Annotated in this window: 13 protein-coding genes; 8 read left to right on the forward strand and 5 right to left on the reverse strand. The window is 60.7% G+C overall.

The window, feature by feature from the left end; all coding sequences use genetic code 11:
* Window positions 1-100: 100 nt before the first annotated feature.
* The 5 genes from ACIQY3_RS22360 to gap all read right to left on the reverse strand — a co-directional run bounded on the left by ACIQY3_RS22360 (window position 101) and on the right by gap (window position 5,899).
* Window positions 101-2,665, reverse strand: a complete 2,565-nt coding sequence (locus ACIQY3_RS22360) for a TonB-dependent receptor (protein ID WP_403023690.1) — start codon at window positions 2,663-2,665, stop codon at window positions 101-103.
* 122 nt (window positions 2,666-2,787) lie between these two features.
* Window positions 2,788-3,738 carry a FecR family protein gene (locus ACIQY3_RS22365; RefSeq protein WP_403023693.1) on the reverse strand — a complete coding sequence of 317 codons (951 nt, stop codon included), beginning with the start codon at window positions 3,736-3,738 and terminating at the stop codon, window positions 2,788-2,790.
* An 81-nt stretch (window positions 3,739-3,819) separates the two neighbouring features.
* Window positions 3,820-4,338 carry an RNA polymerase sigma factor gene (locus ACIQY3_RS22370; RefSeq protein WP_054044943.1) on the reverse strand — a complete coding sequence of 173 codons (519 nt, stop codon included), beginning with the start codon at window positions 4,336-4,338 and terminating at the stop codon, window positions 3,820-3,822.
* Window positions 4,339-4,415: 77 nt separating this feature from the next.
* Window positions 4,416-4,880 (reverse strand): methylglyoxal synthase, encoded by a 465-nt coding sequence (locus ACIQY3_RS22375; protein WP_054044942.1) that lies wholly within the window; start codon window positions 4,878-4,880, stop codon window positions 4,416-4,418.
* Window positions 4,881-4,897: 17 nt separating this feature from the next.
* A complete protein-coding gene (gene gap / locus ACIQY3_RS22380) occupies window positions 4,898-5,899 on the reverse strand; it encodes a type I glyceraldehyde-3-phosphate dehydrogenase (protein WP_054044940.1) in 1,002 nt (333 codons plus the stop codon).
* 220 nt (window positions 5,900-6,119) lie between these two features.
* On the opposite strand from gap, the gene edd reads away from it, so the two are divergent.
* The 8 genes from edd to ACIQY3_RS22420 all read left to right on the forward strand — a co-directional run.
* Entirely contained in the window at window positions 6,120-7,946 is a 1,827-nt protein-coding gene (gene edd, locus ACIQY3_RS22385; RefSeq protein WP_054044938.1) for a phosphogluconate dehydratase, read from the forward strand.
* Window positions 7,943-8,893: a glucokinase gene (locus ACIQY3_RS22390; RefSeq protein WP_403023698.1), complete on the forward strand. Its 951-nt coding sequence runs from the start codon at window positions 7,943-7,945 to the stop codon at window positions 8,891-8,893. Before edd ends, ACIQY3_RS22390 begins: the two co-directional genes overlap by 4 nt.
* A 178-nt stretch (window positions 8,894-9,071) precedes the next feature.
* Entirely contained in the window at window positions 9,072-9,803 is a 732-nt protein-coding gene (locus tag ACIQY3_RS22395; RefSeq protein WP_010457397.1) for a response regulator, read from the forward strand.
* The gene (locus tag ACIQY3_RS22400) at window positions 9,793-11,262 is read left to right on the forward strand and encodes an ATP-binding protein (protein ID WP_403023702.1); all 1,470 of its coding nucleotides are present in this window, start codon (window positions 9,793-9,795) and stop codon (window positions 11,260-11,262) included. Before ACIQY3_RS22395 ends, ACIQY3_RS22400 begins: the two co-directional genes overlap by 11 nt.
* A 214-nt stretch (window positions 11,263-11,476) precedes the next feature.
* Window positions 11,477-12,736, forward strand: a complete 1,260-nt coding sequence (locus tag ACIQY3_RS22405) for an AGE family epimerase/isomerase (protein WP_403023705.1) — start codon at window positions 11,477-11,479, stop codon at window positions 12,734-12,736.
* Window positions 12,737-12,853: 117 nt separating this feature from the next.
* Complete coding sequence (locus tag ACIQY3_RS22410) at window positions 12,854-14,155, forward strand: ABC transporter substrate-binding protein (RefSeq protein WP_403023708.1); 1,302 nt, start codon at window positions 12,854-12,856, stop codon at window positions 14,153-14,155.
* A gap of 156 nt (window positions 14,156-14,311) precedes the next feature.
* Window positions 14,312-15,220, forward strand: a complete 909-nt coding sequence (locus ACIQY3_RS22415) for a carbohydrate ABC transporter permease (RefSeq protein WP_054044927.1) — start codon at window positions 14,312-14,314, stop codon at window positions 15,218-15,220.
* A partial coding sequence (locus tag ACIQY3_RS22420) for a carbohydrate ABC transporter permease (protein ID WP_403023713.1) occupies window positions 15,213-16,006 on the forward strand: 794 nt, incomplete at its 3' end. The genes ACIQY3_RS22415 and ACIQY3_RS22420, both read left to right, overlap by 8 nt.

Here is a 16,006-nt window from a genome sequence, read left to right on the forward strand (position 1 = left end):
AAAAGAGGCGCTTGGTAACGAGACGAACAAGAAGACGCCCGAGCGTAAAAAAACCTCACCACGACGCATTAACAAATGTGTCGCAGTGAGGCATTCAGGCTCAGATGTCCCAGACCAGATTGACCGCGAAGTTGCGACCCGGTTGGGTCAGGCGATCGAGGTTGGCCGGTTGGGTCACCGAGGCTTCGCCGACGCTGTCGTAACCGCGTACGTCATCCCACTGCCAGTATTTCTTGTCGGTCAGGTTGTACAGGCCGGCATTGATCGTCACGTCGTCGGTGACCTTGTAGAAACCGGCCAGGTCGAGCACGCCATAACCCGGGGTCTTGAACTGGGTGCTGGTGCCGTCCGGGGTCTTGAAGCTGGTGCTGTCGACGCGGTCCTTGCGCTTGACCAGAGTCCAGCTCAACAGCGCGCCGTAGTTATCCTGGTCGTAACCGAGGCCGAACACGCCGGTCAGCGGGTTGATGCTGTTCAGCGGCTGGCCAGTGTCATCGTTGCGGCCATACAGGTACGCCATCGAGCCTTGGGTGTAGAGGCCGGTCGGAGCGCCGAAGGTGTCGAGGTTCAGGCGACCCTTGAGCTCCACGCCCTTGATGGTGGCGTGCTTGATGTTATTGCTCTGGAACGTGGTCTCGGTGTAGCCGGGCGTGATCGCATTCTCGTCGATGAAGTCGCGGTACTTGTTGTAGAACACCGCCACATCGAACGTGCCTGCCTCGAACTGGCCGCGCAGGCCGGTTTCATAGCTCTTGCTCTTTTCCGGCTCCAGGTCCGGATTCGGCGCGACCTGATAACCGCCGGCGAGGTTTTCGAAACGACCGTACAAAGCCTTGGCGGTCGGCGTGCGGAAGCCTTCGGCGTACTGGCCGTACCAGGTGTAGTTATCGTTGAAGCTGTAGGTGGTGCCGAACTTCGGCGACAGACGATGCCAGGTCTTGGTCTTGTCGCTCACCACGCCGTTGCCGCTCTGGTCGGCGGTGGCCAGGAACTCGTCGGTTATGTGCGGCTTGAGTTGGGTGTAGTCGTAGCGCGCGCCCGGCAGGAAGGTCCAGTTGCCCCAGCTGATCTGATCCTGAGCAAACAGGCTGTAGCTGTTGATGGTCGGGTCCGGGAAGTCGCTGGCCGGTTTCAAGGTGTCGGCGGCGCTTGGTGCACCAATGACGCGGCAGGCGCCGGCCACGGTCAGGCAGGTGCCGGTGCCGGTACGCAGGCCGGTGACTTTGTCCTGCTTGATGGTGGTGCCGTAGGTGACGGTGTGATCGGTGTCAGCAATGGCGAAGGACTTGTCGGCCTGGGCGTCGAACACCCATTGGCGATCCTTGTAATTGGTGTTGCGCTCACGCAGTACGGTGCGGGACGGCGCGTAGATTTCTTCGGTGCTCTGGTCGGTCTTGGCGATCTGGTAGTTGAGCGACCACTTGATATTGTCGGCCAATGCACTGTCGAGGCCGAAGCTGTGCTCAATACCAAAACGTTCGCGGCTGACCGTGTCATTGCCGGTGCGGGACTTGTAGAAACCGAACCCGCGTCCGGCGTTGAACGGACCACCCACGGCGCTCAGTTGATTGGTGTCGCGGTCGTCTTTGTATTTTTCGTAGGTCAGGCCCAGGCGTGCGTCGTCGGCGTAATTCCAGCCGAGTTTGGCCAGCACGTTGGTGGTGCGCACGTCTTCGGGGTTGGCCTCGGTGCGGTTGAGGCCGGTGCCGCCGGTTTCGCCGTAGGATTCGGTTTCATGGCCATTGCGTTGGCTCAAATGCAGCAAGCCGTCGAAATCGCCGGTGCGGCCAGCGACGGTGCCGGACGTCAGCCAACTATCGTCTGCCGAGCTGTAGCCGGTTTTCAGGCGCGCGCCGACGTCTTTGCCGGGCTTGATGATGTCGTCCGGATCGAGGGTGTAATAGCTGACCGCGCCGCCGATCGCATTGCTGCCGTACAGAACCGACGCGGGGCCACGGAGGATTTCGACGCGTTTGACGATTTCCGGGTCGACGTAATTGCGGTTGGTCTGGGCGTAAGGGCCGTTGAAAAAACTGTCCGGCACTTGCACGCCATCGACTTGTGTCAGTACGCGGTCGCCGTCGATGCCGCGGATGTTGTAACCGGTGAGCCCGGCGCGCTGGCCTGCACCACCTACCGAAACACCCGGTTCGTAGCGCACCAGATCCTTGATGTTGTTGACGTTGTTGCGGTCCAGCTCTTCGCGGGTCTGCACAGTGACGGTGGCCGGCACGCTGTCGATGCTCTGTTCCTGGCGGGTGGCGCTGATCGTCACTTGTTGCAGATTAAGCGCGCCACTGCTGTTGCGCTTTTCCAGCACGATGTTGTTATTGCCCAGTTTGCGATAACCGAGGTTGGTCCCCACCAACAGGCGATCCAGGGCTTTTTCCGGTGGCAGCGAACCGCGCACACCCGGCGAGGCGACACCTTGCGCCAGTTCGGCGGGCAAGCCGACCTGCCAGCCAGTTACGGCGGTAAAGGCATTGAGGGCCGACACCAGCGACTGCTGTGGAATGGCGAACGAATAATCGCCCATGTTGCGGCTTGGCTGCTCGGCGGCAGTGGCGGCCATCAGCGGCGCGGCACCGGCCATCAGGATGGCGGCGGTCAGCAGCGACAACACGCGGGAAGGTGAAGAGGACTGGCGGGTATGGCGAGAGGACATCGATAGCGCTCCGTGTCGCACGAATCTTTATAGGTGCAGATTGGCATCCTTAGATGCGAATCAATTGCATTGGCTATAACGAGACGAACGAGCTTCAGCTATCGAGTAAAAATAATTCTCATTTAGTTCAGGATCACCAGCGCAGGGAATTCCTGGAGCCGGGCAGAGGTGATATGAGCGAGGGAGCGGACCACGTCCAGCGGCTGGTCGAGACGGTAATTACCCGTGACGGCGACGTCGGCCAACTGCTCATTGTTGTTGATGATCCAGCCCGGATAGTAGCGACGCAGCTCCGCCAGCACTTGGCTCAGCGGGCAGTTTTCGAATACCAGTCGGCCCTGGACCCAGGCCAGGTCGGTGGCGGCATCGAGCTTGGCCGGGCGGTCGAAACCGTTGGGGCCGATGCGGATGCTTTCGCCCGCCGAGAGCCGCACCCGCGCATCGTCACGGGTCGCACGCAAATCCACGTCGCCGCGCTGCACCCGAACCTGCGCCACGCCGTCGAGGTAACGCACGGCAAACGCGGTATCGCGCACGCTGGCCTTGACCGGTCCGGCGTCGATCTCCAACGCCTGGCCACGGTTGGCCGGCACCTCGAAAAACGCCTCGCCCTGGTACAACCGGGCCACGCGCTGCTGGTCGTTGATGGTGCTGGAAAATGCCGAGTTGGTATTGAGCAGGACTTTGGAGCCGTCCTCCAGTTGCAGGCGTTGGCGCTCACCGACCACGGTCAGGTGATCGGCCTGCAAGCGCATCGGCAAATTACTGAAGCTGAACAAACCGAGGATCAACACCGCCGCCGTGGCCAGGGGTTTCCAGTGCGGACGCAGGCGCGACAGCACGCTGACTTTCGCCGGTTGCGCGGCGAGGCTTTGCGCGCACTGCGTGACCAGCGGACCGTCCCAGATCGCCTGGGCCTTGGCGAAGGCTTCGGCGTGCAGCGGATCGGCGGCCAGCCAGTCGTGGAACTGTCGGGTCTGTTCTTCGCTCGGACTGCCCAGCACGATCAGCCAGTCCAGGGCCTGGTCCATCGCGCTGGCGGGGTCTCCAGCGGAGCGGTGGGTGTCCGTCACGGTGTTTCCTCGGCTGTGTCTGTGCACGGCTGGTTTTTTATGGCGCTTGAAAGTGAGCAAGGGTAGCAAAGCCTTGCGTGCTCAGTCGCCGTTTAAGCGTTCCGCAACGCCGATGCAGATCGCCATGATCAATTTCAATTCTTTCTGCACCGTGCTCAACGAAACGCCGAGCTTCTCGGAAATCTCCAGATAACTGTGCCCATGCAAGCGGCTGAGGATGAAAATCTGCTGCTGGCGCTGGCTGAGTTCACTGAGGCTCACGTTCAAACGCTCCAGCAATTGTTCGGCATGGGCGGCGTCCTCGGCGCTGCTGGCGGGGGCGGCGATGCTTTCCACCACCTCCAGCGGGACGTCATCGAGCATGGTGCGCGACTGGATGCGCCGCGCACGCAAATGGTCCAGCGCCAGGTTGCGGGCGGTCTGGAACACAAAGGGTTCGAGGTGATCGATGGCCCGTTCACTGAGCGCCCGGGTCACGCGCAGGTAAGTTTCCTGCAGCAGGTCTTCGGCGGTGCTGTGATTGTTGACCATCCGCTCCAACGTGCGCAGCAGGGAAACCCGCTGGGCGATGAAGACGTGATTGAAGCGCGATTGACTCACGGGAGGACCTGATCCATTTCGAGCGAATGATAATGCTTATCATCCGCCCGAGTGGTCAAGTGCTGATTTGTGAAGCTTTACGCGCGACCCAGCAGATAGGTCGCGTAATCCGGAATCCGGTGCTGGTGGGCCTGATCCATCATCGGGCTGCTCAGCAAGTAATCGGCGCTGCATTCGTTGCAGGCCACCGGGATGTTCCAGACCGCCGCGACCCGCAGCAACGCCTTGATGTCCGGGTCGTGGGGTTGCGGTTCGAACGGGTCCCAGAAGAACACCAGCATGTCGACCCGCTGCTCGGCGATGCGCGCACCGAGTTGCTGGTCGCCGCCCAACGGGCCGCTGATCATGCTTTCCACCGGCAGGTCGAGGCGTTGTTGCAACAACAACCCCGTGGTGCCGGTGGCGACCAGTTCATGTTGCGCCAGCTTGTCTTTCTGCCGCTCGGCCCAGTCCAGCAAAAACACTTTGCAATGATCATGGGCCACCAAGGCGATACGCTTGCGCGCCGCCATGGTTTTTTGCGTGAAGCTGATACCGATCATCGGTGTTGCTCCACGTGTTATTCAGCGTTGCAGAGCGCCAGGCAGTTATCGAGCATGCGGTTGGAGAAGCCCCATTCGTTGTCGTACCAGGCCAGCACCTTGAGCAGCTTGCCGCTGGATTTGGTGTGGTTGGCGTCGAAGATCGACGACAGCGGGTTGTGGTTGAAGTCACTGGAGACCAGCGGCAGGGTGTTGTAGCCGAGAATCTTCGAATGCTGGGCCGCTTCTTTCAGCAGCGCATTCACTTCGTCGGCCGACGCTTCGCGCTTGAGCTGCACGGTCAGGTCCACCAGCGACACGTTGATCACCGGTACACGCACCGCCATGCCGGTCAGTTTGCCCGCCAGTTCCGGCAGCACCAGGCCGACCGCTTCAGCGGCGCCAGTCTTGCTCGGGATCATGTTCTGGGTGGCCGAACGAGCGCGGTACGGGTCGGTGTGGTAGACGTCGGTCAGGTTCTGGTCATTGGTGTAGGCATGGATCGTGGTCATCAGACCGCTCTCGATGCCCAACTCGCGGTGCAGCACCTGGGCCACCGGGGCCAGGCAGTTGGTGGTGCACGAGGCGTTGGAAATAATCTGGTGCGACTGGCGCAGGATGTCGTGGTTGACCCCGTAAACCACAGTGGCGTCGGCGCCTTTGGCCGGGGCCGAGATGATCACTTTGCGCGCGCCGGCCGTAATATGCGCGGCGGCTTTGGCCCGGTCGGTGAACAGACCGGTGCATTCAAATACCACGTCAATCTTCTCGGCAGCCCACGGCAGTTCGGCCGGGTTGCGGATTGCGCTGACCGAAATACGGTCGCCGTTGACGGTCAGGCTTTCGTTATCGTGCTGGACATCGGCGTCGAATGTGCCGTGAACGGTGTCGTACTTCAGCAGATGAGCGTTGATCGAGCTGTCGCCCAGGTCATTGATGGCAACGATCTGCAAATCCTGGCGGTAGCCTTGGGTATACAGTGCGCGAAGGACATTGCGGCCGATACGGCCAAAACCATTGATTGCGATTCGAAGAGTCATTTAACAGGGCCGCCGTCGTTTTGTTGTTGGAATTACAAGATTATTCGCATAAAAATAGAAAACAAGCCTTTTTAATGGCAATATTTTGTTCAATCTACAACGAGTGACCTGAATCAACTGGTCCGATCGATCAAGAAAGCCGCCCGTCACCCCATCGACAACGGCCCTTGATCAGCATAGACAATCAGGTCGCCACATCCGTTAGCCTGGAGTTCTACACATGCATCCCCGCGTCCTTGAGGTCACCGAACGGCTTATCGCCCGTAGCCGAGCTACGCGTGAGGCTTACCTTGCGCTGATTCGCGGCGCTGCCAGCGACGGTCCGATGCGCGGCAAGCTGCAATGCGCCAACTTCGCCCACGGCGTGGCGGGTTGCGGCACCGAAGACAAGAACAGTCTGCGGATGATGAACTCCGCGAACATCGCCATTGTTTCTTCGTATAACGACATGCTCTCGGCGCATCAGCCATACGAAGTCTTTCCTGAACAGATCAAGAAAGCCCTGCGCGAAATCGGCTCGGTCGGCCAGTTCGCCGGCGGCACCCCGGCCATGTGCGATGGCGTGACCCAGGGCGAGCCCGGCATGGAACTGAGCCTGCCGAGCCGTGAAGTGATCGCGTTGTCCACCGCCGTGGCGCTGTCCCACAACATGTTCGACGGCGCGTTGATGCTCGGCATCTGCGACAAGATCGTGCCGGGCCTGATGATGGGCGCGCTGCGTTTCGGTCATCTGCCGATGATCTTTGTACCGGGCGGACCAATGGTCTCCGGCATTTCCAACAAGCAGAAAGCCGATGTGCGCCAGCGCTATGCCGAAGGCAAAGCCTCGCGCGAGGAGCTGCTGGAATCGGAAATGAATTCCTACCACAGCCCCGGTACCTGTACTTTTTACGGCACCGCCAACACCAACCAGCTGCTGATGGAAGTCATGGGCCTGCACTTGCCGGGCTCTTCTTTCGTCAACCCGAACACCCCGTTGCGCGAGGCCCTGACTCGCGAAGCGGCGCATCAAGTCACGCGCCTGACCAAGCAAAATGGCAACTTCATGCCGATCGGTGAAATCGTCGATGAGCGTTCGCTGGTCAACTCCATCGTGGCGCTGAACGCGACTGGCGGCTCGACCAACCACACCCTGCACATGCCGGCCATCGCGATGGCTGCCGGTATTCAATTGACCTGGCAAGACATGGCCGACCTCTCCGAAGTCGTGCCGACCCTGAGCCACGTCTATCCGAACGGCAAAGCCGACATCAACCACTTCCAGGCGGCGGGCGGCATGTCGTTCCTGATCCGCGAACTGCTGGAAGCGGGCTTGCTGCACGAAAACGTCAACACCGTGCTCGGCCATGGCCTGAGCCGCTACACCCAGGAACCGTTCCTCGATAACGGCGAACTGGTCTGGCGCGAAGGCGTGACCGACAGCCTCGACGAAACCATCCTGCGCCCGGTCGCGCGCGCGTTCTCGTCAGAAGGCGGCTTGCGCGTGATGGAAGGCAACCTCGGTCGTGGCGTCATGAAGGTTTCCGCTGTCGCGCTAGAAAACCAGATCGTCGAAGCACCGGCCATGGTGTTCCAGGATCAGCAGGATTTGGCCGATGCATTCAAGGCCGGTTTGCTGGAGAAGGATTTTGTCGCGGTGATGCGCTTCCAGGGTCCGCGCTCCAACGGCATGCCGGAACTGCACAAGATGACGCCGTTCCTCGGTGTGCTGCAGGATCGCGGCTTCAAAGTGGCGCTGGTGACCGACGGACGGATGTCCGGCGCGTCCGGGAAAATCCCGGCGGCGATTCACGTCAGCCCCGAAGCTTACGTCGGCGGCGCTCTTGCGCGAGTGCAAGAGGGCGATATCATCCGCGTCGATGGCGTCAAAGGCACCCTGGAGCTTAAGGTGGACGCCGAAGAATTCGCAGCGCGCACACCGGCCAAGGGTTTGTTGGGTAACAACATCGGCAGCGGGCGCGAACTGTTTGGTTTCATGCGCATGGCCTTCAGCTCCGCAGAGCAGGGCGCCAGCGCCTTTACTTCTGCCCTGGAGACGCTTAATTGAAACTGGCTTTGGTCGGTGACATCGGTGGGACCAACGCACGTTTCGCGTTGTGGAAAAACCAGCAACTGGAGTCGATCCAGGTATTGCCGACGGCGGAACACGCCAGCCCGGAGGAGGCCATTGGGGTCTACCTGAGCGGGTTGGGGCTCAAACCGGGTGACATTGGTTCGGTGTGCCTGTCGGTCGCCGGCCCGGTGAGTGGCGATGAATTCCGCTTCACCAACAATCACTGGCGCCTGAGCCGCAAGGCGTTCTGCCAGACCTTGCAGGTGGATCAACTGCTGCTGGTCAACGACTTCTCGGCCATGGCTCTGGGCATGACCCGTTTGCAGCCGGGCGAATTCCGCGTGGTTTGCGAAGGCACGCCGGAGCCATTGCGCCCGGCGGTGGTGATTGGTCCGGGCACCGGTTTGGGCGTCGGCACTTTGCTTGATCTGGGCGAAGGCCGTTATGCGGCGATGCCGGGGGAGGGTGGTCACGTCGATTTGCCGTTGAGCAGCCCGCGAGAAACCCAGTTGTGGCAACACATCTTCAACGAGATCGGGCATGTCAGCGCCGAGACCGCGTTGAGTGGTGGTGGATTGCCGCGGGTTTACCGGGCGATTTGTGCGGTGGATGGACACGAACCGGTGCTCGACACCCCGGAAGCGATTACCGCTGCCGGTCTGGCGGGGGATCCGATTGCCCTGGAAGTGCTGGAGCAGTTCTGCTGCTGGCTCGGCCGCGTGGCCGGCAATAACGTGCTGACCACCGGTGGTCGCGGTGGCGTGTTTATCGTGGGCGGTGTGGTGCCACGGTTTGCCGATTTCTTCGTTGAAAGCGGTTTCGCCCGGTGCTTCGCCGACAAGGGTTGCATGAGCGATTACTTCAAAGGCATCCCGGTGTGGCTGGTGACGGCGCCGTATTCCGGGCTGGTTGGCGCAGGTGTGGCGCTCGACCAGGCCTGAAACGCAATCCAACCTGTGGGAGCGGGCTTGCTCGCGAAGGCGGACTGACATTCAACGCTGATGTCGACTGATACACCGCCTTCGCGAGCAAGCCCGCTCCCACATGGTTCTGCGGTGTTTGTAGATTCTGTGGTTCAGGCATAATCCGCCCAATTCAAACAACAAGGATGCCGCCCCTGTGAGCTCAGTCAACAAGTCGATTTTGTTGGTCGATGACGATCAAGAGATACGCGAGTTGCTGGACACCTACCTGACCCGTGCAGGTTTTCAGGTGCGCACGACGCCGGACGGCGCAGGCTTTCGCCAGGCGATGAACGAAGCGCCGAGCGATCTGGTGATCCTCGATGTGATGCTGCCGGACGAAGACGGTTTCAGCCTCTGCCGCTGGATTCGCCAGCACCCGCGCCAGGCCCAGGTGCCGATCATCATGCTCACCGCCAGCTCCGACGAAGCTGACCGCGTGATTGGACTGGAACTGGGCGCTGACGACTACCTCGGCAAACCCTTCAGCCCTCGAGAATTGCAGGCCCGCATCAAGGCGTTGTTGCGCCGCGCCCAATTCGGTCAGGAACGTTCCGGCGGTGAAGTGCTGGCCTTCGATGACTGGCGGCTGGACATGGTCAGCCATCGGCTGTTCCACATCGACGGCGAAGAAGTGATTCTCTCCGGCGCCGATTTCGCCCTGCTGAAACTGTTCCTCGATCATCCCCAGGAAATCCTCGACCGCGACACCATCGGCAACGCCACCCGTGGCCGCGATTTGATGCCGCTGGATCGCATTGTCGACATGGCCGTCAGCCGTTTGCGCCAGCGCCTGCGCGACACCGAAAAACCGCCGCGACTGATCCGGACCGTGCGCGGCAGTGGTTATCAATTGGCCGCCAATGTGGTTGCCAGCAATGGCCACTGAGATGTTGCGCCGGCTCGCTGCCAAAGTACCGGTGCCGCGTTCGCTACTCGGACGGATGTTGCTGTTGACCTTGTTGGTGGTGATGTTCGCCCAGGCGTTATCCAGCGTGATCTGGGTCTCGCAACTGCGCGCCACGCAACTCGAAGGCCTGGTCACCAGCGCCCGCAGCCTGGCGCATTCGATGACCGCCAGCGTCAGTTATTTCCGCTCGTTGCCGGTGGCGTTCCGGCCGCTGGTGCTCGATCAATTGCGCAGCATGGGCGGCACCCGGTTTGTGGTGACCCTCAACGACAAACCGTTAGGCATGGAAGTGCTGCCGATCACCCCGCGCAAAGCGGCGGTGCTCAAGGCTGTGGACGAAGTGCTGCGCGAATCCCTGGGCCACGACACCGATATCTCGGTGACCTTCGTCAGCCCCGAAGACCTGCGGATCTTCAACAGCGGGTTGAAACTCGATGAATTGCCACGCTCATGGGCGCATTACGCGTTGACCCTGGAACCGGTGAACCCGCCGGTGCTGGTCACGCAAATCCAGATGGCACCGGGGGAATGGCTGTACATCGCCTCGTTGCTGCCCGAGCCGTACACCAGTCTTGAAGAGCAAGGCCTGCCGGCGCAGCAGGTGTGGTTTATCGTGCTCACCAGCGGCTTCTTGCTGTTGTTTATCGGCCTGCTGGTGCACTGGCAGAGTCGTCCCCTCAAACGCCTGGCCCGGGCGGCGCGGGACATGTCCCTCGGTGCTGAAGTCGAACCGGTGCCCGAGGGCGGTGGCAGTGAAGTGGTCGAAGTGGGCCGCGCCTTCAACGCAATGCGCGAACGCATCAGTCGTTACCTGACCGAACGCAGCCAGTTATTCAGCGCCATCTCCCACGACTTGCGCACGCCGATCACACGCTTGCGCCTGCGGGTCGAATTGCTTGAAGACGAAAAACTGCAAGCCAAGTTTGGCCGCGATCTGGATGAATTGGAGCTGCTGGTCAAAGGCGCGCTGCAATGCGTGAAAGACACCGACATTCACGAAAACATTGAGCCAGTGGACCTCAATCATGTGCTCGATTGTTTGGTGGAACCGTACTTGGCGCCCAATGGAAATGGCCGCGTGACTCAACAGGGCCGGGCGTTTGCGGCGTATCCGGGCAAGCCGCTGGCGCTCAAGCGCTGCATCGGCAACCTGATCGACAACGCCTTGAAGTACGGACAGAACGCCCATCTGCACATCGATGACGACCAGAGCGCGTTTATCCTGCATGTGGACGATGAAGGCCCGGGCGTGCCGGAGCAGCGGATGGAGCAAGTGTTCGAACCGCACTTCCGCCTGGCCGGGCAGCAGCAGGGTTATGGGTTGGGCTTGGGCATTGCGCGCAACATTGCCCATAGTCATGGCGGTGAAGTGAGTCTGCAGAATTTGCGTGAGGGTGGGTTGCGGGTGACGTTGCAGCTTCCTCGGTCGCTTGATTAAAGACTGCGTTATCGTTCTTCGCGAGCAAGCCCGCTCCCACATTGGAATGCGCTCACCTGTGGGAGCGGGCTTGCTCGCGAAGGCGTCAGCCCCTTCAACACATTCCTCAAGCCGAATGTCACAACCCTGTGACAAACCCCGCCCCCTTCGTTACCTGCCGCACCGCACCCGTTGTTTAGACTGCCCCCAGTCATAACAACAAAAAAGGTACCCCATGGACACCTTCCAACCAGCCTTCAGCAGTTGGCTGAACGCGCCTGCCCATCAGCAATGGCTCGCCGCCGAAGGCCTGCGCCTGTTGGCGTTCGCCAAGGCGTCGAAGCTTCCAGAAGGCTTCGGCAATCTCGATGAAAAGGGCCGCCTCCCGGCCAACGCCCACGCCGAAACCATGAACACCGCGCGCATGACCCACAGCTTCGCCATGGCCCACATCCAGGGCCTGCCGGGGTTTGCTGAACTGGTGGATCACGGTGTCCAGGCCCTCAGCGGTCCGCTGAAGGATGCCGAGCACGGCGGCTGGTTCGCAGTTGCACAGCATCGCGATGACAACACCGGCAAAGCCGCCTACCTGCACGCGTTCGTCGCCCTGGCCGCGAGTTCCGCCGTGGCCGCACAACGCCCCGGCGCACAAGCCTTGCTCGACGAAGCGATCCGCGTCATCGACACGCATTTCTGGAGCGAGGAGGAGGGCGCGATGAGCGAATCCTTCAACCGCGACTGGCGCGAAGAAGAGGCCTATCGCGGCGCCAACAGCAACATGCACGCCACCGAAGCTTTCCTCGCGCTGGCGGATGTCACCGGTGACAACCGCTGGCTGGTCCGCGCGCAACGCATCGTCGAGCGGGTGATTCATGGTCACGCCGCCGCCAACGATTACCTGGTGGTCGAGCATTTCGATCGCGACTGGCAGCCGCTGCGCGAGTACAACCACGACAACCCGGCCGACGGTTTTCGCCCTTACGGCACCACGCCGGGCCACGGTTTCGAATGGGCGCGACTGTTGCTGCACCTCGAAGCCGCACGGGTACAGGCCGGGATGCTGACGCCGGGCTGGCTGGCGACCGACGCGCAAAAACTCTTCGACCACAACTGCCGTCACGGCTGGAATGTCGATGGCGCACCGGGGATTGTTTACACGCTGGACTGGGACAATCGCGCCGTGGTTCGCCATCGCCTGCACTGGACCCATTGCGAAGCCAGCGCCGCCGCCAGTGCGCTGCTGAAACGCACCGGCGATGAGCAATATGAAACCTGGTACCGACTGTTCTGGGAATTCTGTGACAGTCATTTCATCGACCGCTGCGACGGCAGTTGGCACCATGAACTCGATCCGCAAAACCGCCCGAGTGCCGATATCTGGGCGGGTAAACCGGATCTGTATCACGCCTGGCAAGCCGTGCTGATTCCGCGCCTGCCGTTGGCGCCGAGCATGGCGACTGCCTTGGGGCAGTTGTCCCAGAGCGCTCCTGTGTAACCATGTGGTGACATTCAAGCGTCCCTTCGTTACCTGCGAAGGGATAAGTCCTGTTTAAAATCCCATGCAGCGCAAGCACCAGACTTGCATGCATAACAACAAGAAAGGTAATTCTAGATGAATGCGATTTCTCGCCTCGCTACTGTCATTTCTCTTGCCTCATTGCTTCCTATCTCTGCATTCCCTGTCAGTGCACTTGCCGCCGATTCCAAAGGTTCGGTAGAAGTCGTTCACTGGTGGACGTCCGGTGGCGAAAAAGCCGCCGTTGATGTGCTCAAGGCCCAAGTCGAAAAAGACGGTTTCACCTGGAAGGACGGCGCTGTGGCCGGTGGTGGCGGTGCGACTGCCATGACCGTACTGAAAAGCCGCGCCGTTGCCGGTAACCCGCCGGGCGTAGCGCAGATCAAAGGTCCGGACATCCAGGAATGGGCGTCCACCGGTCTGCTCGACACCGACGTCCTGAAAGAAGCCGCCAAGTCCGAGAAGTGGGACAGCCTGCTCGACAAGAAAGTCTCCGATACCGTGAAGTACGACGGTGATTACGTAGCCGTGCCGGTGAACATTCACCGCGTCAACTGGCTGTGGATCAACCCGGAAGTCTTCAAGAAAGCCGGGATCGAAAAAGCGCCAACCACCCTTGAAGAGTTCTACGCCGCCGGCGACAAGCTCAAGAAAGCGGGCTTCATTGCCCTTGCCCACGGCGGCCAGCCTTGGCAGGACAGCACCGTGTTCGAAGCGGTGGTTCTTTCGGTCATGGGCGCCGACGGCTACAAGAAAGCCCTGGTTGACCTGGACAACGCTGCACTGACCGGCCCTGAAATGGTCAAGTCGCTGACCGAGCTGAAGAAAGTCGCGACCTACATGGACGTCGACGGCAAAGGCCAGGACTGGAACCTGGAAGCGGCCAAGGTCATCAACGGCAAGGCCGGCATGCAGATCATGGGTGACTGGGCCAAGAGCGAATGGACCGCAGCCAAGAAAGTCGCCGGCAAGGACTACGAGTGCGTAGCGTTCCCGGGTACCGACAAGGCCTTCACCTACAACATCGACTCCCTGGCGGTGTTCAAGCAGAAAGACAAAGGCACGGCTGCTGCTCAGCAGGACATTGCCAAGGTCGTTCTGGGTGAGAACTTCCAGAAAGTCTTCAGCATCAACAAGGGCTCGATCCCGGTTCGAATCGACATGCTGAACGACATGGGCAAGTACGGTTTCGACTCCTGCGCCCAGACCGCGGCCAAGGACTTCCTGACGGACGCCAAGTCCGGCGGCTTGCAGCCGAGCATGGCGCACAACATGGCGACCACGCTGGCGGTACAAGGCGCGTTCTTTGATGTGGTGACCAACTTCATCAACGATCCGAAAGCCGATCCGGCCACTGCGGCCAAGCAACTCGGTACTGCGATCAAAGCGGCCAAGTAACCGTTAAAGCCGCAGCTCCCCCTGTGGGAGCGGGCTTGCTCGCGAAAGCGGAGTGTCAGGCAACACTTTATGAACTGACACGACGCCTTCGCGAGCAAGCCCGCTCCCACACCGGGAATGCGCTTGTAATCCTTTTTCTACGTACGGGATCTTCCCATGAGTTCTGTTGCTGTGTTCAGCAAGGCCTCGCCGTTCGATGCACTGCAGCGCTGGCTCCCAAAACTGGTGCTGGCGCCCAGCATGTTCATCGTCCTGGTGGGCTTCTATGGCTATATCCTGTGGACGTTCGTCCTGTCGTTCACCACATCGACCTTCCTGCCGACTTACAAGTGGGCAGGGCTGGCGCAATACCAACGTCTGTTCGACAACGACCGTTGGTGGGTAGCGAGCAAGAACCTGGCGGTGTTCGGCGGCATGTTCATCGGCATCACCCTGGTGATCGGTGTGCTGCTGGCGGTGTTCCTCGACCAGCGCATTCGTCGCGAAGGCTTTATCCGCACCATTTACCTGTACCCGATGGCGCTCTCGATGATCGTTACCGGTACAGCCTGGAAATGGCTGCTCAACCCGGGCATGGGCCTGGACAAATTGTTGCGGGACTGGGGCTGGGAAGGCTTTCGCCTGGACTGGCTGATCGACCCGGATCGCGTGGTGTACTGCCTGGTGATCGCCGCCGTCTGGCAAGCCTCGGGCTTTATCATGGCGATGTTCCTCGCCGGCCTGCGTGGCGTTGATCAATCGATCATCCGTGCCGCCCAGATTGACGGCGCGAGCATGCCGCGTATCTACCTCAAAGTGGTGTTGCCGAGCCTGCGTCCGGTGTTCTTCAGCGCCGTGATGATCCTCGCTCACATCGCAATCAAGAGTTTCGACCTGGTGGCGGCAATGACGGCCGGTGGCCCGGGTTATTCCTCCGACCTGCCTGCGATGTTCATGTATTCCTTCACCTTCAGTCGCGGCCAGATGGGCATGGGCTCGGCCAGTGCGATTCTGATGCTCGGTGCGATTCTCGCAATCATCGTGCCTTACCTGTACTCCGAGCTGAGGACCAAGCGTCATGACTAGTTTCGCTGCCAAACCGGCCATCAGCCTGAGTCGCATCGCGATCTATGGCGTGCTGATCCTCGCCGTGTTCCTGTACCTGATTCCGCTGGTGGTCATGCTGTTGACCAGCTTCAAGACCCCGGAAGACATCAACTCCGGCAACCTGCTGAGCTGGCCAACCGTGGTCAGCGGCATCGGCTGGGTCAAGGCCTGGGGCACGGTTGACGGGTACTTCTGGAACTCGATCAAGATCACCGTTCCGGCGGTGCTGATCTCCACCGCCATCGGTGCGCTGAACGGCTACGTGCTGTCGATGTGGCGCTTCCGTGGCTCGCAACTGTTCTTCGGTTTGCTGCTGTTCGGTTGCTTCCTGCCGTTCCAGACCGTGCTGCTGCCAGCCTCGTTCACCCTCGGCAAGATGGGCCTTGCCAGCACCACCACCGGCCTGGTGTTCGTGCACGTGGTCTACGGCCTGGCGTTCACCACGCTGTTCTTCCGTAACTACTACGTCAGTGTTCCCGATGCGCTGGTGAAAGCCGCGCGGCTCGATGGCGCGGGTTTCTTCACCATCTTCCGGCTGATCATCCTGCCGATGTCCACCCCGATCATCATGGTCTGCCTGATCTGGCAGTTCACCCAGATCTGGAACGACTTCCTGTTCGGTGTGGTGTTCTCCAGCGGTGATTCGCAACCGATTACGGTGGCGCTGAACAACTTGGTCAACACCAGTACCGGGGCCAAGGAATACAACGTTGATATGGCGGCGGCGATGATCGCCGGGCTGCCGACCCTGCTGGTCTATGTGGT

Source organism: Pseudomonas sp. NPDC096950, assembly GCF_044762525.1.
GTDB lineage: Bacteria > Pseudomonadota > Gammaproteobacteria > Pseudomonadales > Pseudomonadaceae > Aquipseudomonas.

Excerpts from the sequence above, each read along its gene's own strand:
- ACIQY3_RS22360 (WP_403023690.1), bottom strand. The coding sequence starts at position 2,665 with ATGTCCTCTCGCCATACCCGCCAGTCCTCTTCACCTTCCCGCGTGTTG.
- ACIQY3_RS22375 (WP_054044942.1), bottom strand. The coding sequence starts at position 4,880 with ATGATCGGTATCAGCTTCACGCAAAAAACCATGGCGGCGCGCAAGCGT.
- gap (WP_054044940.1), bottom strand. The coding sequence starts at position 5,899 with ATGACTCTTCGAATCGCAATCAATGGTTTTGGCCGTATCGGCCGCAAT.
- ACIQY3_RS22405 (WP_403023705.1), top strand. The coding sequence starts at position 11,477 with ATGGACACCTTCCAACCAGCCTTCAGCAGTTGGCTGAACGCGCCTGCC.
- ACIQY3_RS22400 (WP_403023702.1), top strand. The coding sequence starts at position 9,793 with ATGGCCACTGAGATGTTGCGCCGGCTCGCTGCCAAAGTACCGGTGCCG.
- ACIQY3_RS22410 (WP_403023708.1), top strand. The coding sequence starts at position 12,854 with ATGAATGCGATTTCTCGCCTCGCTACTGTCATTTCTCTTGCCTCATTG.
- ACIQY3_RS22415 (WP_054044927.1), top strand. The coding sequence starts at position 14,312 with ATGAGTTCTGTTGCTGTGTTCAGCAAGGCCTCGCCGTTCGATGCACTG.
- edd (WP_054044938.1), top strand. The coding sequence starts at position 6,120 with ATGCATCCCCGCGTCCTTGAGGTCACCGAACGGCTTATCGCCCGTAGC.